Annotated in this window: 16 protein-coding genes; 9 read left to right on the forward strand and 7 right to left on the reverse strand. The window is 66.4% G+C overall.

Annotated elements, in window-relative coordinates:
• Positions 1-87: 87 nt before the first annotated feature.
• From ABDW49_RS12320 to ABDW49_RS12340, 5 genes are all read left to right on the forward strand, one after another.
• Entirely contained in the window at positions 88-2,205 is a 2,118-nt protein-coding gene (locus tag ABDW49_RS12320; protein WP_343612234.1) for a glycosyl hydrolase 115 family protein, read from the forward strand.
• A 133-nt stretch (positions 2,206-2,338) separates the two neighbouring features.
• Positions 2,339-3,022: a 2'-5' RNA ligase family protein gene (locus ABDW49_RS12325; protein WP_343612235.1), complete on the forward strand. Its 684-nt coding sequence runs from the start codon at positions 2,339-2,341 to the stop codon at positions 3,020-3,022.
• A gap of 65 nt (positions 3,023-3,087) precedes the next feature.
• On the forward strand, positions 3,088-3,393 hold the full coding sequence (locus ABDW49_RS12330) for a hypothetical protein (RefSeq protein ID WP_343612237.1): 306 nt from the start codon (positions 3,088-3,090) through the stop codon (positions 3,391-3,393).
• 182 nt (positions 3,394-3,575) lie between these two features.
• Positions 3,576-4,355 (forward strand): class I SAM-dependent methyltransferase, encoded by a 780-nt coding sequence (locus tag ABDW49_RS12335; protein ID WP_343612238.1) that lies wholly within the window; start codon positions 3,576-3,578, stop codon positions 4,353-4,355.
• Between the two features lie 54 nt (positions 4,356-4,409).
• Positions 4,410-5,411: a homoserine dehydrogenase gene (locus tag ABDW49_RS12340; protein WP_343612240.1), complete on the forward strand. Its 1,002-nt coding sequence runs from the start codon at positions 4,410-4,412 to the stop codon at positions 5,409-5,411.
• A gap of 4 nt (positions 5,412-5,415) precedes the next feature.
• Here the strand turns inward: ABDW49_RS12340 and ABDW49_RS12345 are convergent, their stop codons facing one another.
• Together ABDW49_RS12345 and ABDW49_RS12350 are read right to left on the reverse strand one after the other, a co-directional pair.
• Entirely contained in the window at positions 5,416-7,551 is a 2,136-nt protein-coding gene (locus ABDW49_RS12345) for a hypothetical protein (protein WP_343612242.1), read from the reverse strand.
• 123 nt (positions 7,552-7,674) lie between these two features.
• Positions 7,675-8,541: an oxidoreductase gene (locus ABDW49_RS12350; RefSeq protein ID WP_343612244.1), complete on the reverse strand. Its 867-nt coding sequence runs from the start codon at positions 8,539-8,541 to the stop codon at positions 7,675-7,677.
• Positions 8,542-8,656: 115 nt separating this feature from the next.
• On the opposite strand from ABDW49_RS12350, the gene ABDW49_RS12355 reads away from it, so the two are divergent.
• On the forward strand, positions 8,657-9,541 hold the full coding sequence (locus ABDW49_RS12355; protein ID WP_343612246.1) for a LysR substrate-binding domain-containing protein: 885 nt from the start codon (positions 8,657-8,659) through the stop codon (positions 9,539-9,541).
• Between the two features lie 136 nt (positions 9,542-9,677).
• Complete coding sequence (locus ABDW49_RS12360) at positions 9,678-11,174, forward strand: glycoside hydrolase family 125 protein (RefSeq protein ID WP_343612248.1); 1,497 nt, start codon at positions 9,678-9,680, stop codon at positions 11,172-11,174.
• Positions 11,175-11,189: 15 nt separating this feature from the next.
• Here the strand turns inward: ABDW49_RS12360 and purT are convergent, their stop codons facing one another.
• From purT to ABDW49_RS12380, 4 genes are all read right to left on the reverse strand, one after another.
• Positions 11,190-12,359: a formate-dependent phosphoribosylglycinamide formyltransferase gene (purT, locus tag ABDW49_RS12365; RefSeq protein ID WP_343612249.1), complete on the reverse strand. Its 1,170-nt coding sequence runs from the start codon at positions 12,357-12,359 to the stop codon at positions 11,190-11,192.
• Between the two features lie 56 nt (positions 12,360-12,415).
• Entirely contained in the window at positions 12,416-13,117 is a 702-nt protein-coding gene (locus tag ABDW49_RS12370) for an SDR family NAD(P)-dependent oxidoreductase (protein WP_343612250.1), read from the reverse strand.
• The gene (gene yaaA / locus ABDW49_RS12375) at positions 13,114-13,875 is read right to left on the reverse strand and encodes a peroxide stress protein YaaA (protein WP_343612251.1); all 762 of its coding nucleotides are present in this window, start codon (positions 13,873-13,875) and stop codon (positions 13,114-13,116) included. The genes ABDW49_RS12370 and yaaA overlap by 4 nt, the downstream gene beginning before the upstream one ends.
• 86 nt (positions 13,876-13,961) lie before the next feature.
• The gene (locus tag ABDW49_RS12380; protein WP_343612252.1) at positions 13,962-15,710 is read right to left on the reverse strand and encodes a chloride channel protein; all 1,749 of its coding nucleotides are present in this window, start codon (positions 15,708-15,710) and stop codon (positions 13,962-13,964) included.
• A 213-nt stretch (positions 15,711-15,923) separates the two neighbouring features.
• On the opposite strand from ABDW49_RS12380, the gene ABDW49_RS12385 reads away from it, so the two are divergent.
• Together ABDW49_RS12385 and ABDW49_RS12390 are read left to right on the forward strand one after the other, a co-directional pair.
• Entirely contained in the window at positions 15,924-16,280 is a 357-nt protein-coding gene (locus ABDW49_RS12385; RefSeq protein WP_343612253.1) for a CidA/LrgA family protein, read from the forward strand.
• Positions 16,277-16,984, forward strand: coding sequence for an LrgB family protein (locus ABDW49_RS12390; protein ID WP_343612255.1), 708 nt, complete (start codon positions 16,277-16,279; stop codon positions 16,982-16,984). The genes ABDW49_RS12385 and ABDW49_RS12390 overlap by 4 nt, the downstream gene beginning before the upstream one ends.
• Here the strand turns inward: ABDW49_RS12390 and ABDW49_RS12395 are convergent.
• Complete coding sequence (locus tag ABDW49_RS12395) at positions 16,981-17,877, reverse strand: LysR family transcriptional regulator (protein ID WP_343612257.1); 897 nt, start codon at positions 17,875-17,877, stop codon at positions 16,981-16,983. The two genes, ABDW49_RS12390 and ABDW49_RS12395, sit on opposite strands and share 4 nt — an antisense overlap.
• Positions 17,878-17,927: the final 50 nt, after the last annotated feature.

Raw genomic sequence — 17,927 nt, forward strand, 5'->3', positions numbered from 1 at the left:
TCACCACGCGACCAATTCTTGAACATTCATCAGATCACAGATATGGAATGATCTGACAAAATGAGCATCCAACGCGGGAGAGCATGCGTGAAACTTTCGAAGCGACGGGTCATCCAGTCACTGGGCGCGGCAGGCGCCGCCGCGCTGGGCTCCCCTGCCCTGAGTGCGACTCGCGACACCGCCACCCCGCGCGTGACCATCTCGATTCGCTCGCCCTTCCCGCCTGTGCATCGGGCCGCTCAGGATCTGGCCGGGGATCTCAAGGCCGTGCTGGGCGCCTCGGTCGATCTCGTGCAGGATCAGGATCAGGCGCATGACGGGCTGCACATCGCCATCGCCACCAGCAACCAGGGCGCGCGTGAAAGCTTTTCGCTCAGCCGTCATGGCCATCGCGTCGATCTGGTCGGGGCGGATATGCGCGGCACGATCTACGCGATCTATCAGTTCGCTCAGGACCACCTCGGCGTCGACCCCATGGCCTTCTGGACTGACCACAGCCCCAAACCTCTGGCCGAAATCGCCATGAAGGACGGCGCCCGCATCGCCTTTCCGGGCCCGGTGATCGACTATCGCGGCTTCTTTGTGAACGATGAGGATCAACTCACCGGCTGGGCCCCCGCAAAGCCCGAGGACCACACCAACATCGATCCGGCGGTGATGGACAAGGTCTATGAGACGATCCTGCGGCTCAAGGGCAATATGGTGGTGCCCAGCACCTGGCCCTTCCCCGACGATCCGCAGATCAAGGCGGCCAGCGCGCGCGGGTTGATCGTCAACCAGCATCACGCCACGCCCGTCGGCATGAACGCTGCCCGCTGGCCCGAGCATGTTCCCTATAACTACACCGAGCACCCCGACATCCTGCGCAACGCCTGGAAGAACGCCATCGCGCTTTACGACAAGGATCAGGAGGTGCTGTGGACGGTGGGCATGCGCGGCCTGTCGGATGTGTCCTATGCCTCGATGGACCCCAGCGTGGTGGGCAACAAGCCGCGCATGGGGCAACTGGCCGGGCAGGCCATGCGCGAGCAGATGGCGTTGGTGCGCGCCCGCTTCCCCAACGCCCGCTTCGTCACCAACCTATGGTCCGAAGGCGCCGAACTGATGCGCGAGGGCCACCTCAAGATCCCCGAGGAGGTTATCATCGCCTGGCCCGACGAAGGCTGGGGCAAGATCCGCGACGACGGGCAGGTGAGCAAGGATCAGGGCTTCTACTTCCACGTCGCCATGCTGAACGGAAAAGCCAACCAGCTTTCCGAAATGGTGCCGGTCGAGCGCATTCATGAGGAATTCGGCCGCTTTATCCGCGCCGGAGCGACACGCTTCGCGCTGGTCAATGTCAGCGATCTGCGCGCCGTGGCCATGACCGCGAAAGCCACGCTCGACACCGCATGGAACGGCGTGCCCGCCAGGGCCTCCGCTCGCGCCTATTATGCAGGCTGGGCAAAGGGCCAGTATGGCGCCGGGGCCGCCGAGAGCCTCGCCACCTTCTACCCGGCCTATTTCACCAGCCTGCCGCGCCTGCCCACGGGCGAAGGCACCGGCGGCGGCATGGAATATGGCGATCAGCGCTATCAGGAGCTGTCGCGCAGCCTGATGCTGCGCACCATGATCGATCCGCCCTATTACCGCACCATCGCGCAGTCGCCGCAATGGTGGCCGCCGCGCATAGTCGACTATGGCAAGAGCGCGGCGGATGCCAAACTCTGGGTCGATCAGGTTTCCGCGCGGGAAATCGCCACCTGCACCGCCGCCCAGCCCCGCTTCGATGCGCTGCTGAAACAGGCGCTGGCGATCCTGCCGCAAGTCGCGCCTGAGCGTCGCGACTATTACCAATATGCCGTGCTCACCATGCTGTCGGTCAACCGCAACGGCAATGCGATGCTGCTCGCCGTCAGCCAGGCGGTGAAGGCGGCGCGGGCGGGTGATCAGGCCGAAGCCCTGCGTCAAGCCGATGCCGCTTTGGCCCAGATCGCCGAGATCAAGCGCTACGAGACCTATGCCACCTATGGCAAATGGAAGAACTGGTGGCGCGGCGAGTGGCTGACCAACATCGGCTCCACCGCCGACTGGCTGGCGACCTTCAAGGCATGGGTGATCGATCCGATCGGCACCACCCCCGTGCCGATCATGGAAACCGACTGGGAGGCCTATTACCGCATCCTCAAGTATCAGGGCACGCGCTCGGTCGACGTTCGCCCTTGAGCGGGCCCGCGCCCTCTGCATGCGCCGCGCACAAGGCGCATGCAGAGGGCGCTCTAATCAGATGGGGATTGCCAGCCGGGCCACGCCCTGCCTATCGCTGGACACCATGGACTCGTTTGGTGGAAAGACCCTCATGATGCTGCGCACTGTCATCCCGGCCCTTCTTGCGAGCATTGCGTTTGCCGTGCCCGCCAGCGCGGAAGACACGGTGAGCATCGATATCTACGCCATCCCCTCGCGCCCCGTGGTCGAGGCAGTGGCTCAGGCCAGCAAGGATCTGGCCAAACATGGCCTGACCACCTTTTACGCGCAGGGCCATGCGGTGCATGCCACGCTCTATCTCACCCAATATCCCGCCAGCGCCGAGCCTGAACTGAAGGCCGCCATCGCCCGGCTGGCCAAGGGCCGTGCCACCTTCCCGCTCGCGCTGGATGGCACCGAGCGCACCGCATCGAACTGGCTGTTCCTGAAGGTGAAGCACAGCGCCGATCTGCAGCGGCTGGCCGATCAGGTCACGCTGGCCGCCGAGCCCCTGCGCGATCACCATGTTACCGCACCGGGCTGGATGCGCGACTATCCGGCCAAGCTGCCTGCCTTCGAGCGCTATGGCTCGCCCAATGTGTTCATGCAGTTCGAGCCGCATCTGACCCTGCTCGCCAATGAGAAGAGCCCCGCCCTCTCCGCCTTTATGGCCGAGGCGGAGAAGAACCAGCCGCAGGCGAGCGGTCAGGTCGAAGGGATCGGCATCGGCGTGGTCGATGCCAATGGCCAGATCGTGAAGACGCTGGCCGAGTTCCATTTCACCAAAACCCGCTGAACGAACCCCTGCTCGTTTTGAAATTTCCCGGCAACGGCGCCCCCCCCCCATGGTCGGGAGCGCCGATGGCCTGGCTGATCCAGCGCGCCGGCCCGCTGCGGCCCGGCCTGTTTCCGGCGTCCGCTGCGAGCCGCGACCCGACCTGCGCGCAAAAAGGATCAGAAGCGACCGAAACCGGCGATCGACACGACCGGCTGCAAGACCGGTTCCCGCTCAGCCCCCAGAACGAGCCTGAACGCACTCCACCACGACCAGCTCACCACCCCCGCAGCCAGAAGACTGCTGATGGCCTGGACATTGTGGGCACCGACAAGAAGCGCGTGCAACAGCATGATGACCTGCCTTTACTGGCTGGCTCGGGCCATCTTTGACGGCTCCGGCAACCTCTCCCGAATAGGTATGCATGAAACGCCTCGCAGGGGGTTTTGTCAAATGATTCCGCTGCGGAAACACGCGGTTTTTCGCAGGATCCCAAGCTGTGCCAAAACAACACCGATTGGCAAAAGATTGTTGTTACGATACTTATGATGTTACGTGATTCACGGAGCATCCCATGCAGCAATTCGAAAACCCCGACCATTGGGACACAGCCGCCCAGCATTACGAAAAAACCGCCCATCCCTTCACCGCGCTTTATGCCAAGGCGGCCTTGTCGCGCGTGCCGCTTTCGCCGGCCAGCCGCGTTCTCGATGTCGCGGCCGGCACGGGCGCTCTGGCACTGCAGGCGGCGAGCACCGGCGCGCGGGTGCTCGCCACGGATTTCTCCGCCGGCATGGTCGCGCGGATCGCGGCGGCTGGCCTGCCCAACGTCGAGGCGAAAGTGATGGATGGGCAGGCGCTCGATCTGCCGGACGCCAGCTTCGATGCCAGCTTCTCGATCTTCGGCGTCATCATGTTTCCCGACTGGCGCAAGGGGCTGGCGGAAATGGCGCGCGTCACCCGTCCGGGCGGCTATGGCGTCGTCGCCACCTGGCGTGACTCCGGCGCAGCAACCTTCCTGCTGCTCGGCCAGATCCGCCGCAAACTCTTTCCCGAGCGTCAGGGCATGACCATGCCCGCCGCAGTGCAGGCCCTGAGCGCCCCGGAAGACTTCGCCCGCGAACTGGTCGTCGCCGGGTTCACCGATCCGCGGATCGAGCGCGTCACCCATGATTATCTGCTGGATGTCGCGGCCCTTGCCGAACCCGACACGCTCTTCGGCATGTCGCCCGACTGGACCGGGCTGAGCGATGCGGAAAAGGCCGAGGTGGTGGCCGAGGCTCGCGCCATGGCGGGTGGCGGCGCGGTGCTGCCCATTCCCTCCACCGCGCTGATCGGTGTAGCAAGAGGTTGAAAGTCTTGACGCGCTCGCCGGCGGCACCATGATGGCCGCATGAACAGGCCCTCCATGAACAAAGAATGCCGTGTCGCCCTTGCCGGTCTGGGCGGCGTGGGCCGCGCCACCGCCGCGCTGCTGCTGTCACGGCGAGAGCGTTACCGGGCCCTGTTTGGCGTCGATGTGCGGCTGGTGGCCGCCTGCGGATCGCGGGCAGGCGTGATGCGGGCCGAGGGCCTTGAGCTTCAAACCCTCGACCATCTGGAAGAGGGCCAGACCGGCCCGGCCTTCATCGCCGCCAGCCGGGCCGATGTGCTGATCGAAGCCGGCCCCAGCGATTTTCGCACCGGCGGCCCCGGCCTGCCCTATCTGCGTGAGGCGCTGTCGGCGGGGCGTGACGTCATCGTCATCTCCAAGGGGGCGCTGGTTCACGATGGCGCGGGGCTGAACGCCATGGCGCAGGCCTCCGGATCGCTGATGAAGATCAGCGGCGCCACAGCGGCGGCGCTGCCGACCATCGATCTTCTGCAGTACAATCTGGCCGGCTGTGAGGTGCTGGAGATCGAGGGCATTCTCAACGCCACCACGAATTTCCTGCTCGATGCCATGATCAGCCGAGATATCGGTTTTGATGCGGCCCTGAAAGAAGCACAGGCCGCAGGCTTTGCCGAGGCCGACCCGCGCAATGATGTCGAAGGCTGGGATACCGCCTGCAAGCTGCTGATCCTCGCCAATTTCGGCCTTGGCGCAGGCCTGACGATCGAGACGATGGATGTCTCGGGCATCGACCGGCTGAGCGAGGACCAGATCAGCGAGTGGCGCGAGCAAGGTCTGGTCCCCAAGCTGATCGGCCATCTGCGCAAGGACGGTGACGCCTTTCACGCCGGGGTCGAGGTTCGCGCCCTGCCCCCCAGCGACCCGTTTGCCTTGGTGACGGGCAAGAACAAGGCCGTCCGCATCACCACCGATCTGATGGGCGAGGTGCTGGCCATGGGCTGCGGTTCCGAACCCATGGCGACCGCCGCTGCAGCGCTGAAAGATTTCGAACATATCCTCGCCAGGCGCTTCGGCTGAACGGCTAGGGCGCCCGCACCGTCACACGGTTGACGATCTCCGGCGCGTCATGCAGCCGCAGATAGAGTACGCCATCCGATCCGGGATGCGGCACGCTCAGGCTGCCGCCGGGAAAGCCCTCGGGCACATTGGCCGCGCCATCGAAATCCTGCCGCCCCGCAACCGAGGCCAGCAGATAGAGCCCCTCGCCCTGCAAAGTGCAAGGCGCGGGCGCCGCAGCCGCACAGCTCACCTGCCTGAGCCGGGGCAAGCGCACCAGCGTGCCGACCGGCAGCCATTCTCCGGCCACCCCGCCGCGCACCAGCCGCGCATGCAGCGGCCCGAAAGCCGAGGCGCCCAATGCCTGCGCCGGGGTCAGGCTGGCGATCATCACGCCGGGATCGACCAGCGTCAGCCCGCTGCCCAGCGCCAGTTTCACCGAGGCATCGTCCTTGGCGGTGGCGACCTCCACACTGTCATGGCGGTCGAAACGCTCCTTGCCCTGCGCTTTCAGCGTGAAGCTCAGGCGGGTATCGGCGGGGATGGCGTCCGGGCTGCCCAGCGTGATCTCCAGCCCATTGGCTTGATCGGCATGCGGACGATCCGATCCGCGCGCTATGATCGTCGCAACCGGCTGCGGCGCTCTGGCGGGCGGCGCAACGGTGATGCTGGCAGGCGGGGTGCCCTCCGGCCCGGCGATGGTCAGGGTGACGGGTTGCTGGCCCTGCGGCGGCAGGGCGACGCTGATCTCATGCTCGCCGCTAGCCTTCCACTCGGCGGGCTTGGGGGCGGCGCCCGGAGCAGTCACGCTCACCTCGGAGACGCAGCCCGATGCCGCGCCCGTCAGCACCAGATGGCCATCGGCAGCGCCGGATGGCGCCTGCTGCCAGTGCCAGTCTCCGGCGGTCTGGAGCGTCACCTCGGGGCCATCAAGAGGCTCGAAACCCCACATGCCATGCAGTTTGGCGGGGATCGGACCGGTCAGCGCGCCCAGTTCGGGCGGCGGCGCGGCAATCTCCAGACCGCCGCGCAGGGCATTGGGCGTCAGCGCCAGATCGCTCGTCTTGCCCCCCGGCAGGCTGACCCGCAGCGACAGATCATGGCCATAGGCCGTGGCATAGAGCAAAGGCGAACCCGACAGGCTGAGCAGGCCCGAGGATGTCCCCAGACAGGCCGGGGCGGCCTTGGGCGGGATCCGCAGCACCGGCACGCTGGTCGGGCGGACCGCGGGCAAAGCCGCCATCAGCACCGATTTGGGATTGGCAAAGGAGGGCGGCGTGTTGAGCGCCAGCGCCATCGTATCACCACGCAGCGCCCCCAACGCCGGGACATATTGGTAGCGTGCGGTGCGCATCGCGCCGAAAATGCCGACGATCTCGTGGATCGCGCTGATATAGGGGCTGAAATAGCCGAAGCCGCCCTGAGGCGTCGCACTCAGGCTCAAGGCCAGATCGGTCGCGGCGCCGGTCAGCCTACTGCTGTTGGCGGTGTCGTCCCCGCCCAGCACCACCGACTGCTTGGAATCGAGCAGGCAGGTGGCCTGAAACTCGGCCGGGCGTTGCAGGCAGGCATCGTTGATCTTGATATGCAGGCTTTCGGCCACCACCGGCGCGCTATGGGCCAGCGCCTCGGGCTGGCTGGCCGAGATCTGGCGGATCGCGGTGAGATAGGTCTCGTAACGGCTGCGGTCGAGCGAGGCCTGCTCCAGATCCTGCGCCGCGCGGACAAAGGCGCCGGGGCGTGCCTTGACCGCATCGCGCAGGGTCTTGAAGTCGCCCCCGGTCTCGGGTGCGAGGAACACCACCAGATGCTGCGCATGGTCCGGCACCGTCAGATTGATCGGGCCGCCGCCATGACCGACACGCTTCCACGCCTCCACCTTGTCGAACCATTTGTCGGGGGGCGGGTTGGTCGGCTCGCGCAGGAAGGCGGCGATCAGCAGGTAATGCGCGCTTTCGTCATGGGGCAGCACCGCCTCCACCTTCACCTTGTCGCCCTCCGCCAGTTGCGGCACCGCGCCGATCGGCAGGGTGACGCCGTGGCGCGTCACGCTGATGCGCAGATCGGGCCCGACCAGATCGAAGGGAGCCGGATCGGCGGAAACCACCCCCGCCGACAGCATGACCAGACCGGCGGCAAGACAAGGAAGAGCGAGGCGCATGAGACTCCACGGCAATGGGATAAACGTTCATCCGGCATAGGGCCCTTCAGCCTGCTGCCAGATGAACGTTCAGACATTATCCAATCGCCTGAGCCCCGGCGAAGGTTCCTGCCCCTCTCCCGATCAGGCGGGCAGCGCGGCAGCCCGGTCGAGCGCCGCCAGCACCTCGGGGGTCAGCACCAGATCCTGTGCCGCCAGATTTTCCGCCAGATGAGCGGTGCTGGACGTGCCGGGGATCAGCAGCATGTTGGGCGAGCGCGCCAGCAGCCACGCCAGCGCCACCTGCAGCGGGCTGGCGCCCAGATCGGCGGCGATGGTGGAGAGCGCATCGGACTGGATCGGGCTGAAACCGCCCAGCGGGAAGAAGGGTACATAGGCGATGCCCTGCGCGTTCAGGCTATCGACCAGCGCCTCGTCCTCCCGGTGGACGAGGTTATAGTGGTTCTGCACGCAGACCACCGGGGCAATGGCCTGAGCCTGCTCGACCTGTTTTGCCGTGGCATTGCTCAGCCCCAGATGGCGGATCAGGCCCTGATCGCGCAACTTGGCCAGCGTCGAGAACTGCTCTTCCAGCGGGCCTTCCGCCGGACCGCCCACCTCGATCATCATGCGCAGATTGACGACATCGAGCCGCTCCAGCCCGAGGTTGCGCAGATTGTCATGCACCGCCTGCTCAAGCTGCGCAGGCGCCTGCGCCCGGTTCCACGAGGCGTCCTCCCCGCGCATCGCACCGACCTTGGTGACGATCACCAGATCTTGCGCATAGGGATGAAGCGCCTCGCGGATGATCTCATTGGTGACATGGGGACCATAGAAATCGCTGGTGTCGATGTGGTTGACCCCGGCCTCCACCGCGGCGCGCAGCACGGCCAGCGCCGCCGCGCGATCTTTGGGCGGGCCGAAGACATGAGGGCCTGCCAGTTGCATGGCGCCATAGCCCATGCGGTTGACGGTGAGATCGCCGAGCTGGAAGGTCTTTGGATCGGTCATGGGAACTCTCCTTCAAGGGGTGCGCCCAGTATGGCCCTGTTGCCGGCGATCGATAAGCCGTGCACTCCGGCACAGCCCGTATGGAATTTCGTACAATCTCTGGCATGGTGTGAGCATGGAACTCGATGACCTGTCCGCTTTCGTCACCGTGGTGCGCGCCGGAGGCTTTCGCGAGGCCGCGCGCGTCTCGGGCCTGTCGGCCTCCGGGCTGAGCGAGGCCCTGCGGCGGCTGGAAAGCCGCTTGGGCACGCGGCTGCTTCACCGCACCACGCGCAGCATCTCCACCACCGAGGCGGGCAGCAGCCTGTTCGAAAGGCTCTCCCCCGCGCTGCGCGAGATCGGCGAGGCTCTGGAGGCCGTGCATGCCCAGCCGGATCAACCGGCGGGCACGCTGCGCCTCAATGTGCCAGCCAATGTCGCCAAGACCGTGTTGCCCGGCATCATCCCGCGCTTCCTCCACGCGCATCCGCAGATCCGCGTGGAGGTGACGGTGGAGGACACCCATGTCGACATCCTCGCCTCGGGCGCCGATGCGGGCATCCGCTATGAGGAGCGGCTGGAGCAGGACATGATCGCCCTGCCCATCGGGCCGCGCCGGCAAAGGATCATCACCGTGGCCGCGCCCGCCTATCTGGCCGAGCATGGCCGCCCGCAGCATCCGCGCGATCTGCTCGACCACCCATGCCTGCGCCTCCGCTTTTCCAGCGGCGCCATGGCCATCTGGGAGTTCGAGAAGGGCGATGAGGTGATCCGCATCGACCCCAGAGGCCCCTTGCTGGTCCAGCCCGGATCGGCCAGCGACCTGCTGATCGACGCGGCGGTGGAGGGGCTGGGCGTGATGCGCCTGTTCGAGGACTGGCTGGCCCCCGCCCTGCAAAGCGGCGCTCTGGAGCGCATCCTGCCCGAATGGGACGAGGCTTTTGCGGGCCCGATGCTCTATTACTCGGGCCGCCGCCAGGTGCCCGCGCCTTTAAGGGCCTTTATCGACTTCACGCGATAAGGCACGCGGCGGAGCGTGCATCCCCGGTGACGGATCACACTTTGCAGTCAGCTCCTCGCAAATTGCGCGGTGATACCTATGTCGGGGACGGGCCAGTGCTCCGTGCCCATAGTTCAATCGAGGCCGTGACCACCCCATGCCAACGCATCGCCGTACCTTTCTGACATCGGGCACCGCCCTGCTGGCCGGAGCGCTGGCCTCGCGATCCATGGCAGCGCCTCCTCCCACCCCGATCAGCCCGGCGACGCCCATTCCCGTGCCGCCCGCGCCGGGGCGCACCACCGACCTCAATTCGCGCCGCCCCGCGCCCGGCGATCGCAAGTTCACCAGTCCTTCGGTCGAGGCGCGTATCGCCGAGATTTCCAAACAGATCGCGGATCCCGAACTGGCCTGGATGTTCGCCAATTGCTATCCGAACACGCTCGACACCACGGTGCGGATGGGCACGGTGGATGGCAAACCCGATGCTTTCGTCATCACCGGAGACATTCCGTGTTTGTGGCTGCGTGACAGCAGCGCCCAGGTCTGGCCCTATCTTCCGCTGGCCAAGGGCGACCAGCAATTGCAGACGCTGTTCAACGGTTTGATCGCGCGTCAGGCCCGCTGCCTGCTGATCGATCCCTATGCCAATGCCTTTATGCAGAACCCGCAGGCGCGCAGTGATCTGTCATGGGCGCAGCGCGACCTGACGGACATGAAACCGGGCGTGGCCGAGCGCAAATGGGAGCTGGACTCGCTGTGCTGGACGCTGCGTCTGGCCCATGGCTATTGGCAGGCGACCAAGGACAAGCGGCCTTTCGACGCGCTCTGGGCCAGCGGTGCGCGCGCCGCGCTGCGCACCATGCGCGAGCAGCAGCGGCTGCATGACAATGGCCCCTACACCTTCCGCCGCCCGGACGGCAATGCCACCGAGACGCTGATGCTGGGCGGCTATGGCGCGGCCAGCCGCAAGGTGGGGCTGATCCATTCGATGTTCCGCCCCTCCGACGATGCCTGCACCTTTCCTTTCCTGATCCCCTCCAATCTCTTCGCAGCCAGTGCGCTGAAGGGCCTCGCCAAGGTCGCGATGGAGGCACGCGGTGACGCGGCGCTGGCGCGGGACGCCAATGCGCTGGCGCTGCAACTGGACCGCGCCCTGCTGCGCTATGGCCGGATGACGGGACCCGATGGCCATCCGGTCTGGGCCTATGAGGTCGATGGTTTCGGCAATGGCTTCTTTATGGATGACGCCAATGTGCCCGGCCTGTCATCGCTGGCCTATCTGGGCGCCGTGCCGCGCAATGATCCGATCTTCCGGCGCACGGCGGCGCTGTGCTGGTCATCGCGCAACCCCTATTTCTTCAAGGGCGAGGCCGGGGCGGGCATCGGGGGACCGCATGTCGGACTGGGCATGATCTGGCCGATGTCGCTGATCGTGCGGGCCATGACCAGCGACAGCCCGGCGGAAATCCGCGCCCTGCTGCGCACGCTGAAGTCCAGCCATGCCGGCACCGGCTTTATGCATGAGAGCTTCCGTCAGGATGACCCCCGGCACTACACCCGCGCCTGGTTCGCCTGGGCCAACAGCCTGTTTGGCGAGATGATCATGGATGTGGCGCGGCGCTTTCCGACGGTGCTGGCGCAACCGCTCTAAAGCGCCGCTTGGGCCTTAATCCTCGTAGACGATCGACAGCTTGCCGGCCGCCTCGGCAGCGATGCGGCGGGCGCTGTCGGTGTCCTGCGCGCGGGCCAGCGCCACGCCCATGCGGCGATAGGGCCGTGCCGTGGGCTTGGCGAAGATGCGCAGATCGACCGCCTCGCCCGGCGTGGAGAGCGCCTGCGCCTGCCCCTCATAGCGGAACTTCGCCGAATCCCGGTCCGCCAGCAGCACCGCCGAGGCCGAGGGACCGCGCAGCGCGATCTGCGGGATCGGCAGGCCCATGATCGCACGGGCATGCAGGTCGAACTCGTTCAGATCCTGCGAGATCAGCGTTACCATGCCGGTGTCATGCGGGCGCGGCGAGAGTTCGGAAAAGATCACCTCCTCGCCCTTCACGAAGAACTCGACGCCGAACAGGCCGTAGCCGCCCAGATCGTCCACCACCTTGCGCGCCATCTCCTGAGCATCGGCGATGGCCGAGGCGCTCATGGCGGCGGGCTGCCAGCTTTCCTGATAGTCGCCGCGCTCCTGCCGGTGGCCGATGGGCGGGCAGAAATGCACGCCGTCGCGGGCGCGGATCGTCAGCAAAGTGATCTCGTAATCGAAGGCGATGAACTCTTCCACGATCACCCGCTGGCGGTCGCCGCGCATGTTGGCGACGGCATAGGTCCAGGCCGCTTCCAGATCCTGCGCGGAACGCACCGTGCTCTGCCCCTTGCCCGAGGAGGACATGACCGGCTTGATCACACAAGGAAAACCGGTGAAAGCAGCGCCCTCGCGCACCTCCTCAAGGCTCTCGGCATAGCGATAGCGCGAGGTGCGCAGGCCCAGATCCTGCGCCGCCACATCGCGGATGCGGTCGCGGTTCATCGTCAGGATCGTGGCGCGGGCGGAGGGGACGACATTGACGCCCTGCGCCTCGACCTCCGCCAGAACCTCGGTGCGGATCGCCTCGATCTCGGGCACGACGAAATCGGGCTGGTGTTTGGCGATGGCGGCGCGCAGCTTCTCGCCATCGAGCATGGAGAAGACCTCGAAACCGTCGGCCAACTGCATCGCCGGAGCGCCTTCATAGGCGTCGCAGGCGATGACACGGGCGCCCAGCCGCTTGGCCGCGATCACGAACTCCCGCCCCAATTCGCCCGAACCGAGCAGCAAGATGGTTGCCGTGAACGCCATGATCCAAATCCTTCAAGCCAGTGCCGAAGGCCGCCTATAGGCAAAGAGCAGGCCCCTTAGAAAGGGATTTCCTGCCCCTCGTAATCGAACAGCTTGCCGCTGTCCGGGCCCTTCAATTCCTCGATCACATCGAGCAATTGCAGCGCGGCGCGCTCGGCATCGAACAGGCGCCCCGCCGGGACATTGGCCTGAAACGGGCGCGACAGGGCCGTATCGACCGTGCCGGGATGCAGCGCCACCACGATGGCCCGCTCATTGCGGCGGCGCTCCTCGATGGCCAGATTGCGGATCAGCATGTTGAGCGCCGCCTTGGAGGCGCGATAGCCATGCCAACCGCCCAGCCGATTATCGGTGATGGACGCCACCCGTGCGGACAGCGCCGCAAATACCGTCCGCCCGCTTTTGGGCATGAGCGGCAGAAAATGCTTGGCCACCAGCGCCGGCCCCACCGCATTGACGGCATAAAGCTGCGCCAGCCATGCCGGATCGAGATCGCGCAACGCCTTTTCCGGGCCGTGCTCGCCCTCATGCAGCAGCCCCGTCGCCACGATCACCATGGCGGGCGGCGGCCCCTTGGCAACATGGGCGGCAGCGGCGGCTATGCTCGCCTCATCGAGCAGATCGAGATGCTGCGCCCCGCCGCGCGACCGGGCGAAACCATGCACCACCTCATAGGCGCCTTCCTCGATCAGCGCGGCCTCGAAGGCGGCGCCGATCCCGCCCGAGGCGCCGATGACGATGGCCGATCCCTTGCTCATGCGCGGGTGAAGCGCCAGCGGTCTGGCTCGCTTTCGGCGGCATCGAAACGATAGCCGTCGGTGTCGAAGCCGCGCATGGCGTCCACATCGGTGATATGATGCTCGCACATCCAGCGCGCCATCATGCCGCGCGCCTTCTTGGCGTGGAAGCTGATGAAACGCGGACCGTCCGGGCCGGGTTCGCGGAACTCGACCTCGATCACGCGCAGCCCCGGCAACTGCCCGTCAACTGCGGCGAAATACTCCTGACTGGCCAGATTGAGGACCGTGCCCGATCCTTCCTCTTCGACCAGATCGCGCAGCAGCCGGGCGATGCGCTCGCCCCACCAGTCGGTCAGCTTTTTCAGCCCCGCCTCGGGCGGCGCCCAGCGCGTGCCCATCTCCAGCCGATAGGGCCGGATCGCGTCGAGCGGACGCAGCAGGCCATACAATCCCGAGAGCATGCGCAGATGGTTCTGGGCAAAGGCGATGCCCTCCTCATGCAGCGTATCGACCTCAAAACCGGTGTAGACATCGCCCGCAAAGGCATAGAGCGCCGCGCGTTCGGGCAGATCGTCAAAATCACGGAACCGCTCGACATTGAGCTGGGCCAGACGCGGCGAGATATGCATCAGCTTGCCCAGTCTCTCCTCGGTGAGATGGGTGGCGGACCGCGCCAGACCATGCGCTTCCTCCCGAAAATGCGGCGTGGACAGCGTGAGCGGCGGCAGCGCCCGGTCGAAATCGAGGGTCTTGGCGGGGGAAAGCAAAGCGATCATGATCGGGGCCGGTAAAGGGCTTGCCGCCCCGCGTCAAACCGGCGCTTGGCGCCGGTTTGAAAATTCGGCGAGGCCGAATTTGCGGCTCACATCTCTCCGAACATGCGGCGCTGGTCGGCCTCGATCTCTTCGAGATAGCGGCGGCGGGCGTGTTTTTCGGTCAGCACGCCCAGCACCTTGCCTTTGTCGTCGACAACCGCCAGTTCGTCGGCGCTGGCCTCGTCGAAGGTTTCCAGAATTTGCCGCACGCCCATGGCCGGGGTCAGCACCCGGTCCACCAGCCGCGCCGCCTCATCGATCACCGCATCGGGCGACAGGGTCGCGGCATAGGCCGCCACCATCGGCACGACCCCGCCATAATGGCCCTGCTCATCGACAAGGATCGCTTTCGACACCGATCCCTGCGGCACCTGCTGGCGGAAACCGGCCACGCTGGTGCCGCTCTGCACCGCCACCCAGTCGCGGCGCATCATCCGCCCGGCGGTCAGCGTGGTCAGCCAGCCAATGTCGCGCGGCGAGCGAATGTCCGACCCGCGCACATGCAGCCGCCAGGTCGAGAAGGAATAGCCGAAAGCCTCACGCGTGACCGCGCTCGATACCAGAGCGGCGGTCAGCACCACCCCCATCAGTGCGAAATCATGGGTGATCTCCAGCATCAGCATGGCCAGCGTCATCGACCCGCCGACGATGGACACGCTCAGCGCCGCCATGCCGACCAGCGCGGCATCGTTGGGATCGATGGCGATGCCCCACAGATTGGCCACCTCGCCAAAGGCCTGCCCCGCCAGCGAGCCCAGAAACAGCGAGGCGAAGAACAGCCCCCCACGAAAGCCGCTGGCCAGCGAAATCACCGAGGCGGTGATCTTCAGCGCCAGCACCCCCAGCAGAAAGGCCACCGGCGGCTTGATCGCCAGATCGAGATGCAGCGCCCCATGCCCCGCCGACAGCGCCTGAGGCGACAGCCAGGCCACCGGCATCAGCAGCAGCGCGCCCAGCACCGGGCGCCACGGGCTTGAGCGGGTTATGGCCTGCATCACCCGCTCGGCGGCGGTGACCAGCCGCATCACGAAGATACCCAGCAGCGCGCAGACCAGCCCCAGAACCGCATAGGCGGCATAATCGCCCAGCGTGATAATGCGGTTGTCGGTGGCGGCCATCAGCCATGGCTCTGGCCCCAGCCAGCGCATCAGCGCGGCAGCCAGCAGCGAAGCGGCCACCACCGGCGCCACCGCCGCCGTGCTGTAGGTGCCGATCACGATCTCGAAGGCATAGAAGGCCCCGGCCAGCGGCGCGCCAAAAGCCGCGCCCACCCCCGCCCCGGCCCCCGCCCCCACCAGCGTGCGCAGATCGGCGCGGCGCAGATGCGCCTTCTGCCCCAGCCATGAGGCGAGCCCGCCGCCCAACTGTGCATAGGCCGCCTCCAGCCCCACCGAGGCGCCGCAGCCGTTGGAGATGACCGTCTGCGCGCCGATGATCAGATTGTCGAACATGGGAATGCGCCCGCCATGCAGCGCATTAGCTTCCACCACGTCGACGGGGGTACGCCCCCGCAAGGCCAGCCAGCGGTTGAGCCCGACCAGCGCCAAAGCCCCCAAAGGCAGGGCCAGCAGCCGCCACGGATGACGGATCGAGGCGAGCGCGCTCAGCCGGTTGATGGTGACGCCGTAAAAGACATGCTGCAGCCCATGGGCCAGCCAGCTCTGGATCAGGGTCGAGATGCCCGCCATGGCCCCCACCAGCGCGGCCAGCACGATAAAGGCCGCCTCGCTGGCGCGCAGGCGGCGTCTGACGAGGATCAGCCCGTGTCGCAGCCGGTGCAGTCTGGCCGATCGCATGCGCATCCGTTCGTTATGATCCTGCCTGCTGTGCCAGATCGGTATGAAGATAAAGGAACAATCGCCCAAGACAAATCCTGTTTCCTGCCCCCATCAGACTTTGGGTCGCGCGCTGACAATTCCGCCATGCCCGCCCCCTGCAAGACTTGGCGTGCCGGATGGAGGCCGCTATCCCTGCCCCATGCTTTTCCCATCCTTTTGCAAGATCGCCGGATGATCCGGGCCTGGTTTACCCTGCTGGCCTGCCAGTTGCTGGGCGAAGCGCTTCGCATGGCCACCGGCGCGCCGCTGCCCGGCCCGGTGATCGGCATGCTGCTGCTGGCGGGCGCCCTGCTGGTCACGCGGCGCGGCAAGGCTCCTGACGCCGAGAGCGATCTCGACCGTCTGTCGGGCCAGTTGATCCGCCATATGGGGCTGCTTTTCGTGCCCGCCGGCGTGGGGATCATCGCTCAGGCCGATCTGCTGCGCGCGCAATGGCTGCCGATCACCGTCGCGCTGGCCGGTTCGACGGTGCTGGGCCTGCTGGTTACCGCGCTGGTGATGCGCTGGACCTTGAGGCCCCGGACATGAGCGCTCTGACCGCCCCCCTGACTGCAATGCCGATCCTCTGGCTGGCGTTGACGCTGGGCGTATGGCTGGCCGCGATCGAGATCCAGAAGCGCTCGGGCAACAGGGTGATGGCCAATCCGGTACTGCTGACCATCGTGGCCATCGGCGCGCTGCTGCTGGCCTGCCATATTCCCTATGCCACCTATTGGCAGGGCACGCAGGCGATCAATCTGCTGCTGGGCCCCGCGACCATTGCCCTGGCCGTTCCGATGGTCCGCCATATCGCGCGCATCGGCAAAAGCCTGCGCGGGATGGGGCTGGCGCTGCTGGCGGGCAGCCTGACCAGCATGGTCTCGGCCATGGTGCTGGTCGGCGCGCTGGGCGGCAGCCGGTCGGTGATGCTCTCGATGGCGCCCAAGGCGGCCACCACCCCCATCGCCATGGGCGTCGCCGCTCAGGTAGGCGGCATACCCGCGCTGACGGCGGCGCTGGCGATCGCGAGCGGCATTCTGGCCGCGCTGATCGGCAAGACATTGCTGAGCGCCCTGGGCATCGAGGATCGCGCCATCCATGGTTTCAGCGCGGGCGTGGCGGGCAGCGGCATCGCCGTGGCGCAGGTCACACGCCTTGGCGAGGTCGCCACCGCCTTTGGCGCGCTGGGCATAGCGCTCAATGGCGTAATGACCAGCGTGCTACTGCCCTGTGTGCTGGCCGTATTTCCCTAAGAGCTTTCGCCTATCCGCAGGGTTTGCGCCCGCTCGAACAGATCGAGGATCAGCGGGTCGCTCTCTCCCGCGCGGATCGCCGCCTGAAACAGGATGCTGCTCCCCGGCGCTGGCCAGACCTCCACCAGATCGCCGCGCGCCATCGCCTCGGCTGCCATCAACGCGGGCAGCAGGGCCACCCCCTGCCCCGCCGCCACGGTCTCGATCAGGGCGCGCACATTGTTGCAGCGATGGATGACCGCAGGGTCGATGTTCCGCTCGGCCAGCATCTCCAGCATCATGCCATAGAGCGGCGAGTGGCGCGGCAGCGACCAGACCGGCGGCTCCCAGCCGCCCTGAGCGATGCGGCGCGCCGTCTCGGGATGGCCCAGCCAGACCACCCTGACCGTGCCGATCGAGGCCACCTTCAGCCCCGGCGCCGCAACCGGCCCGGCCAGAAACACCAGATCGCTGGCGGCGCTGAGCAAATGCTCGATCAGATGGGCGGTCAGCTCGATCGAGACATCAAGCGTGACGCCGGGCCAGTCACGCTCAAGACCGGCCAGAAAGCCCGGCAGACAGGTGGCGGCGGCGATCTCTCCTGTGCCGATACGGACGGAACCGGTGCGCTGGCCCTTGTCGAAGGCACGCTCCAGTTGAGCCCAGATCGGTTCGCAGTCCTGCACCAACTGGCGCGCGCGCGGGGTGAGCAGCATGCGCCGCCCCTCGCGCTGGAACAGGGGATAACCCAACTGCCCCTCCAGCTCGCGCATGCGGGCCGAGATCGTGGGCTGGGTGATGTTCAGACGGTCGGCGGCAGCGTGGAAGGTACCCAGCCGCGCGATCCACAACAGGCTTTCGAGATGATAGAGCGCGACCCGGTTCATCGCGCAACCCGCAAAATCATAGATCATGCCTATCGATATCGGTAAAAATCTATTATTAGAGCATATGATTTGATCCT

Origin of the sequence: Novosphingobium sp., from assembly GCF_039595395.1 — a bacterium.
Classification (GTDB): domain Bacteria; phylum Pseudomonadota; class Alphaproteobacteria; order Sphingomonadales; family Sphingomonadaceae; genus Novosphingobium.

Coding starts and splice junctions, on each gene's coding strand:
- ABDW49_RS12395 (WP_343612257.1), bottom strand. CDS start 17,877: ATGATCTATGATTTTGCGGGTTGCGCGATGAACCGGGTCGCGCTCTAT.
- ABDW49_RS12380 (WP_343612252.1), bottom strand. CDS start 15,710: ATGCGATCGGCCAGACTGCACCGGCTGCGACACGGGCTGATCCTCGTC.
- ABDW49_RS12370 (WP_343612250.1), bottom strand. CDS start 13,117: ATGAGCAAGGGATCGGCCATCGTCATCGGCGCCTCGGGCGGGATCGGC.
- yaaA (WP_343612251.1), bottom strand. CDS start 13,875: ATGATCGCTTTGCTTTCCCCCGCCAAGACCCTCGATTTCGACCGGGCG.
- ABDW49_RS12390 (WP_343612255.1), top strand. CDS start 16,277: ATGAGCGCTCTGACCGCCCCCCTGACTGCAATGCCGATCCTCTGGCTG.
- ABDW49_RS12340 (WP_343612240.1), top strand. CDS start 4,410: ATGAACAAAGAATGCCGTGTCGCCCTTGCCGGTCTGGGCGGCGTGGGC.
- ABDW49_RS12385 (WP_343612253.1), top strand. CDS start 15,924: ATGATCCGGGCCTGGTTTACCCTGCTGGCCTGCCAGTTGCTGGGCGAA.
- ABDW49_RS12325 (WP_343612235.1), top strand. CDS start 2,339: ATGATGCTGCGCACTGTCATCCCGGCCCTTCTTGCGAGCATTGCGTTT.
- ABDW49_RS12350 (WP_343612244.1), bottom strand. CDS start 8,541: ATGACCGATCCAAAGACCTTCCAGCTCGGCGATCTCACCGTCAACCGC.
- ABDW49_RS12330 (WP_343612237.1), top strand. CDS start 3,088: ATGGCCTGGCTGATCCAGCGCGCCGGCCCGCTGCGGCCCGGCCTGTTT.
- purT (WP_343612249.1), bottom strand. CDS start 12,359: ATGGCGTTCACGGCAACCATCTTGCTGCTCGGTTCGGGCGAATTGGGG.
- ABDW49_RS12355 (WP_343612246.1), top strand. CDS start 8,657: ATGGAACTCGATGACCTGTCCGCTTTCGTCACCGTGGTGCGCGCCGGA.
- ABDW49_RS12345 (WP_343612242.1), bottom strand. CDS start 7,551: ATGCGCCTCGCTCTTCCTTGTCTTGCCGCCGGTCTGGTCATGCTGTCG.
- ABDW49_RS12360 (WP_343612248.1), top strand. CDS start 9,678: ATGCCAACGCATCGCCGTACCTTTCTGACATCGGGCACCGCCCTGCTG.
- ABDW49_RS12335 (WP_343612238.1), top strand. CDS start 3,576: ATGCAGCAATTCGAAAACCCCGACCATTGGGACACAGCCGCCCAGCAT.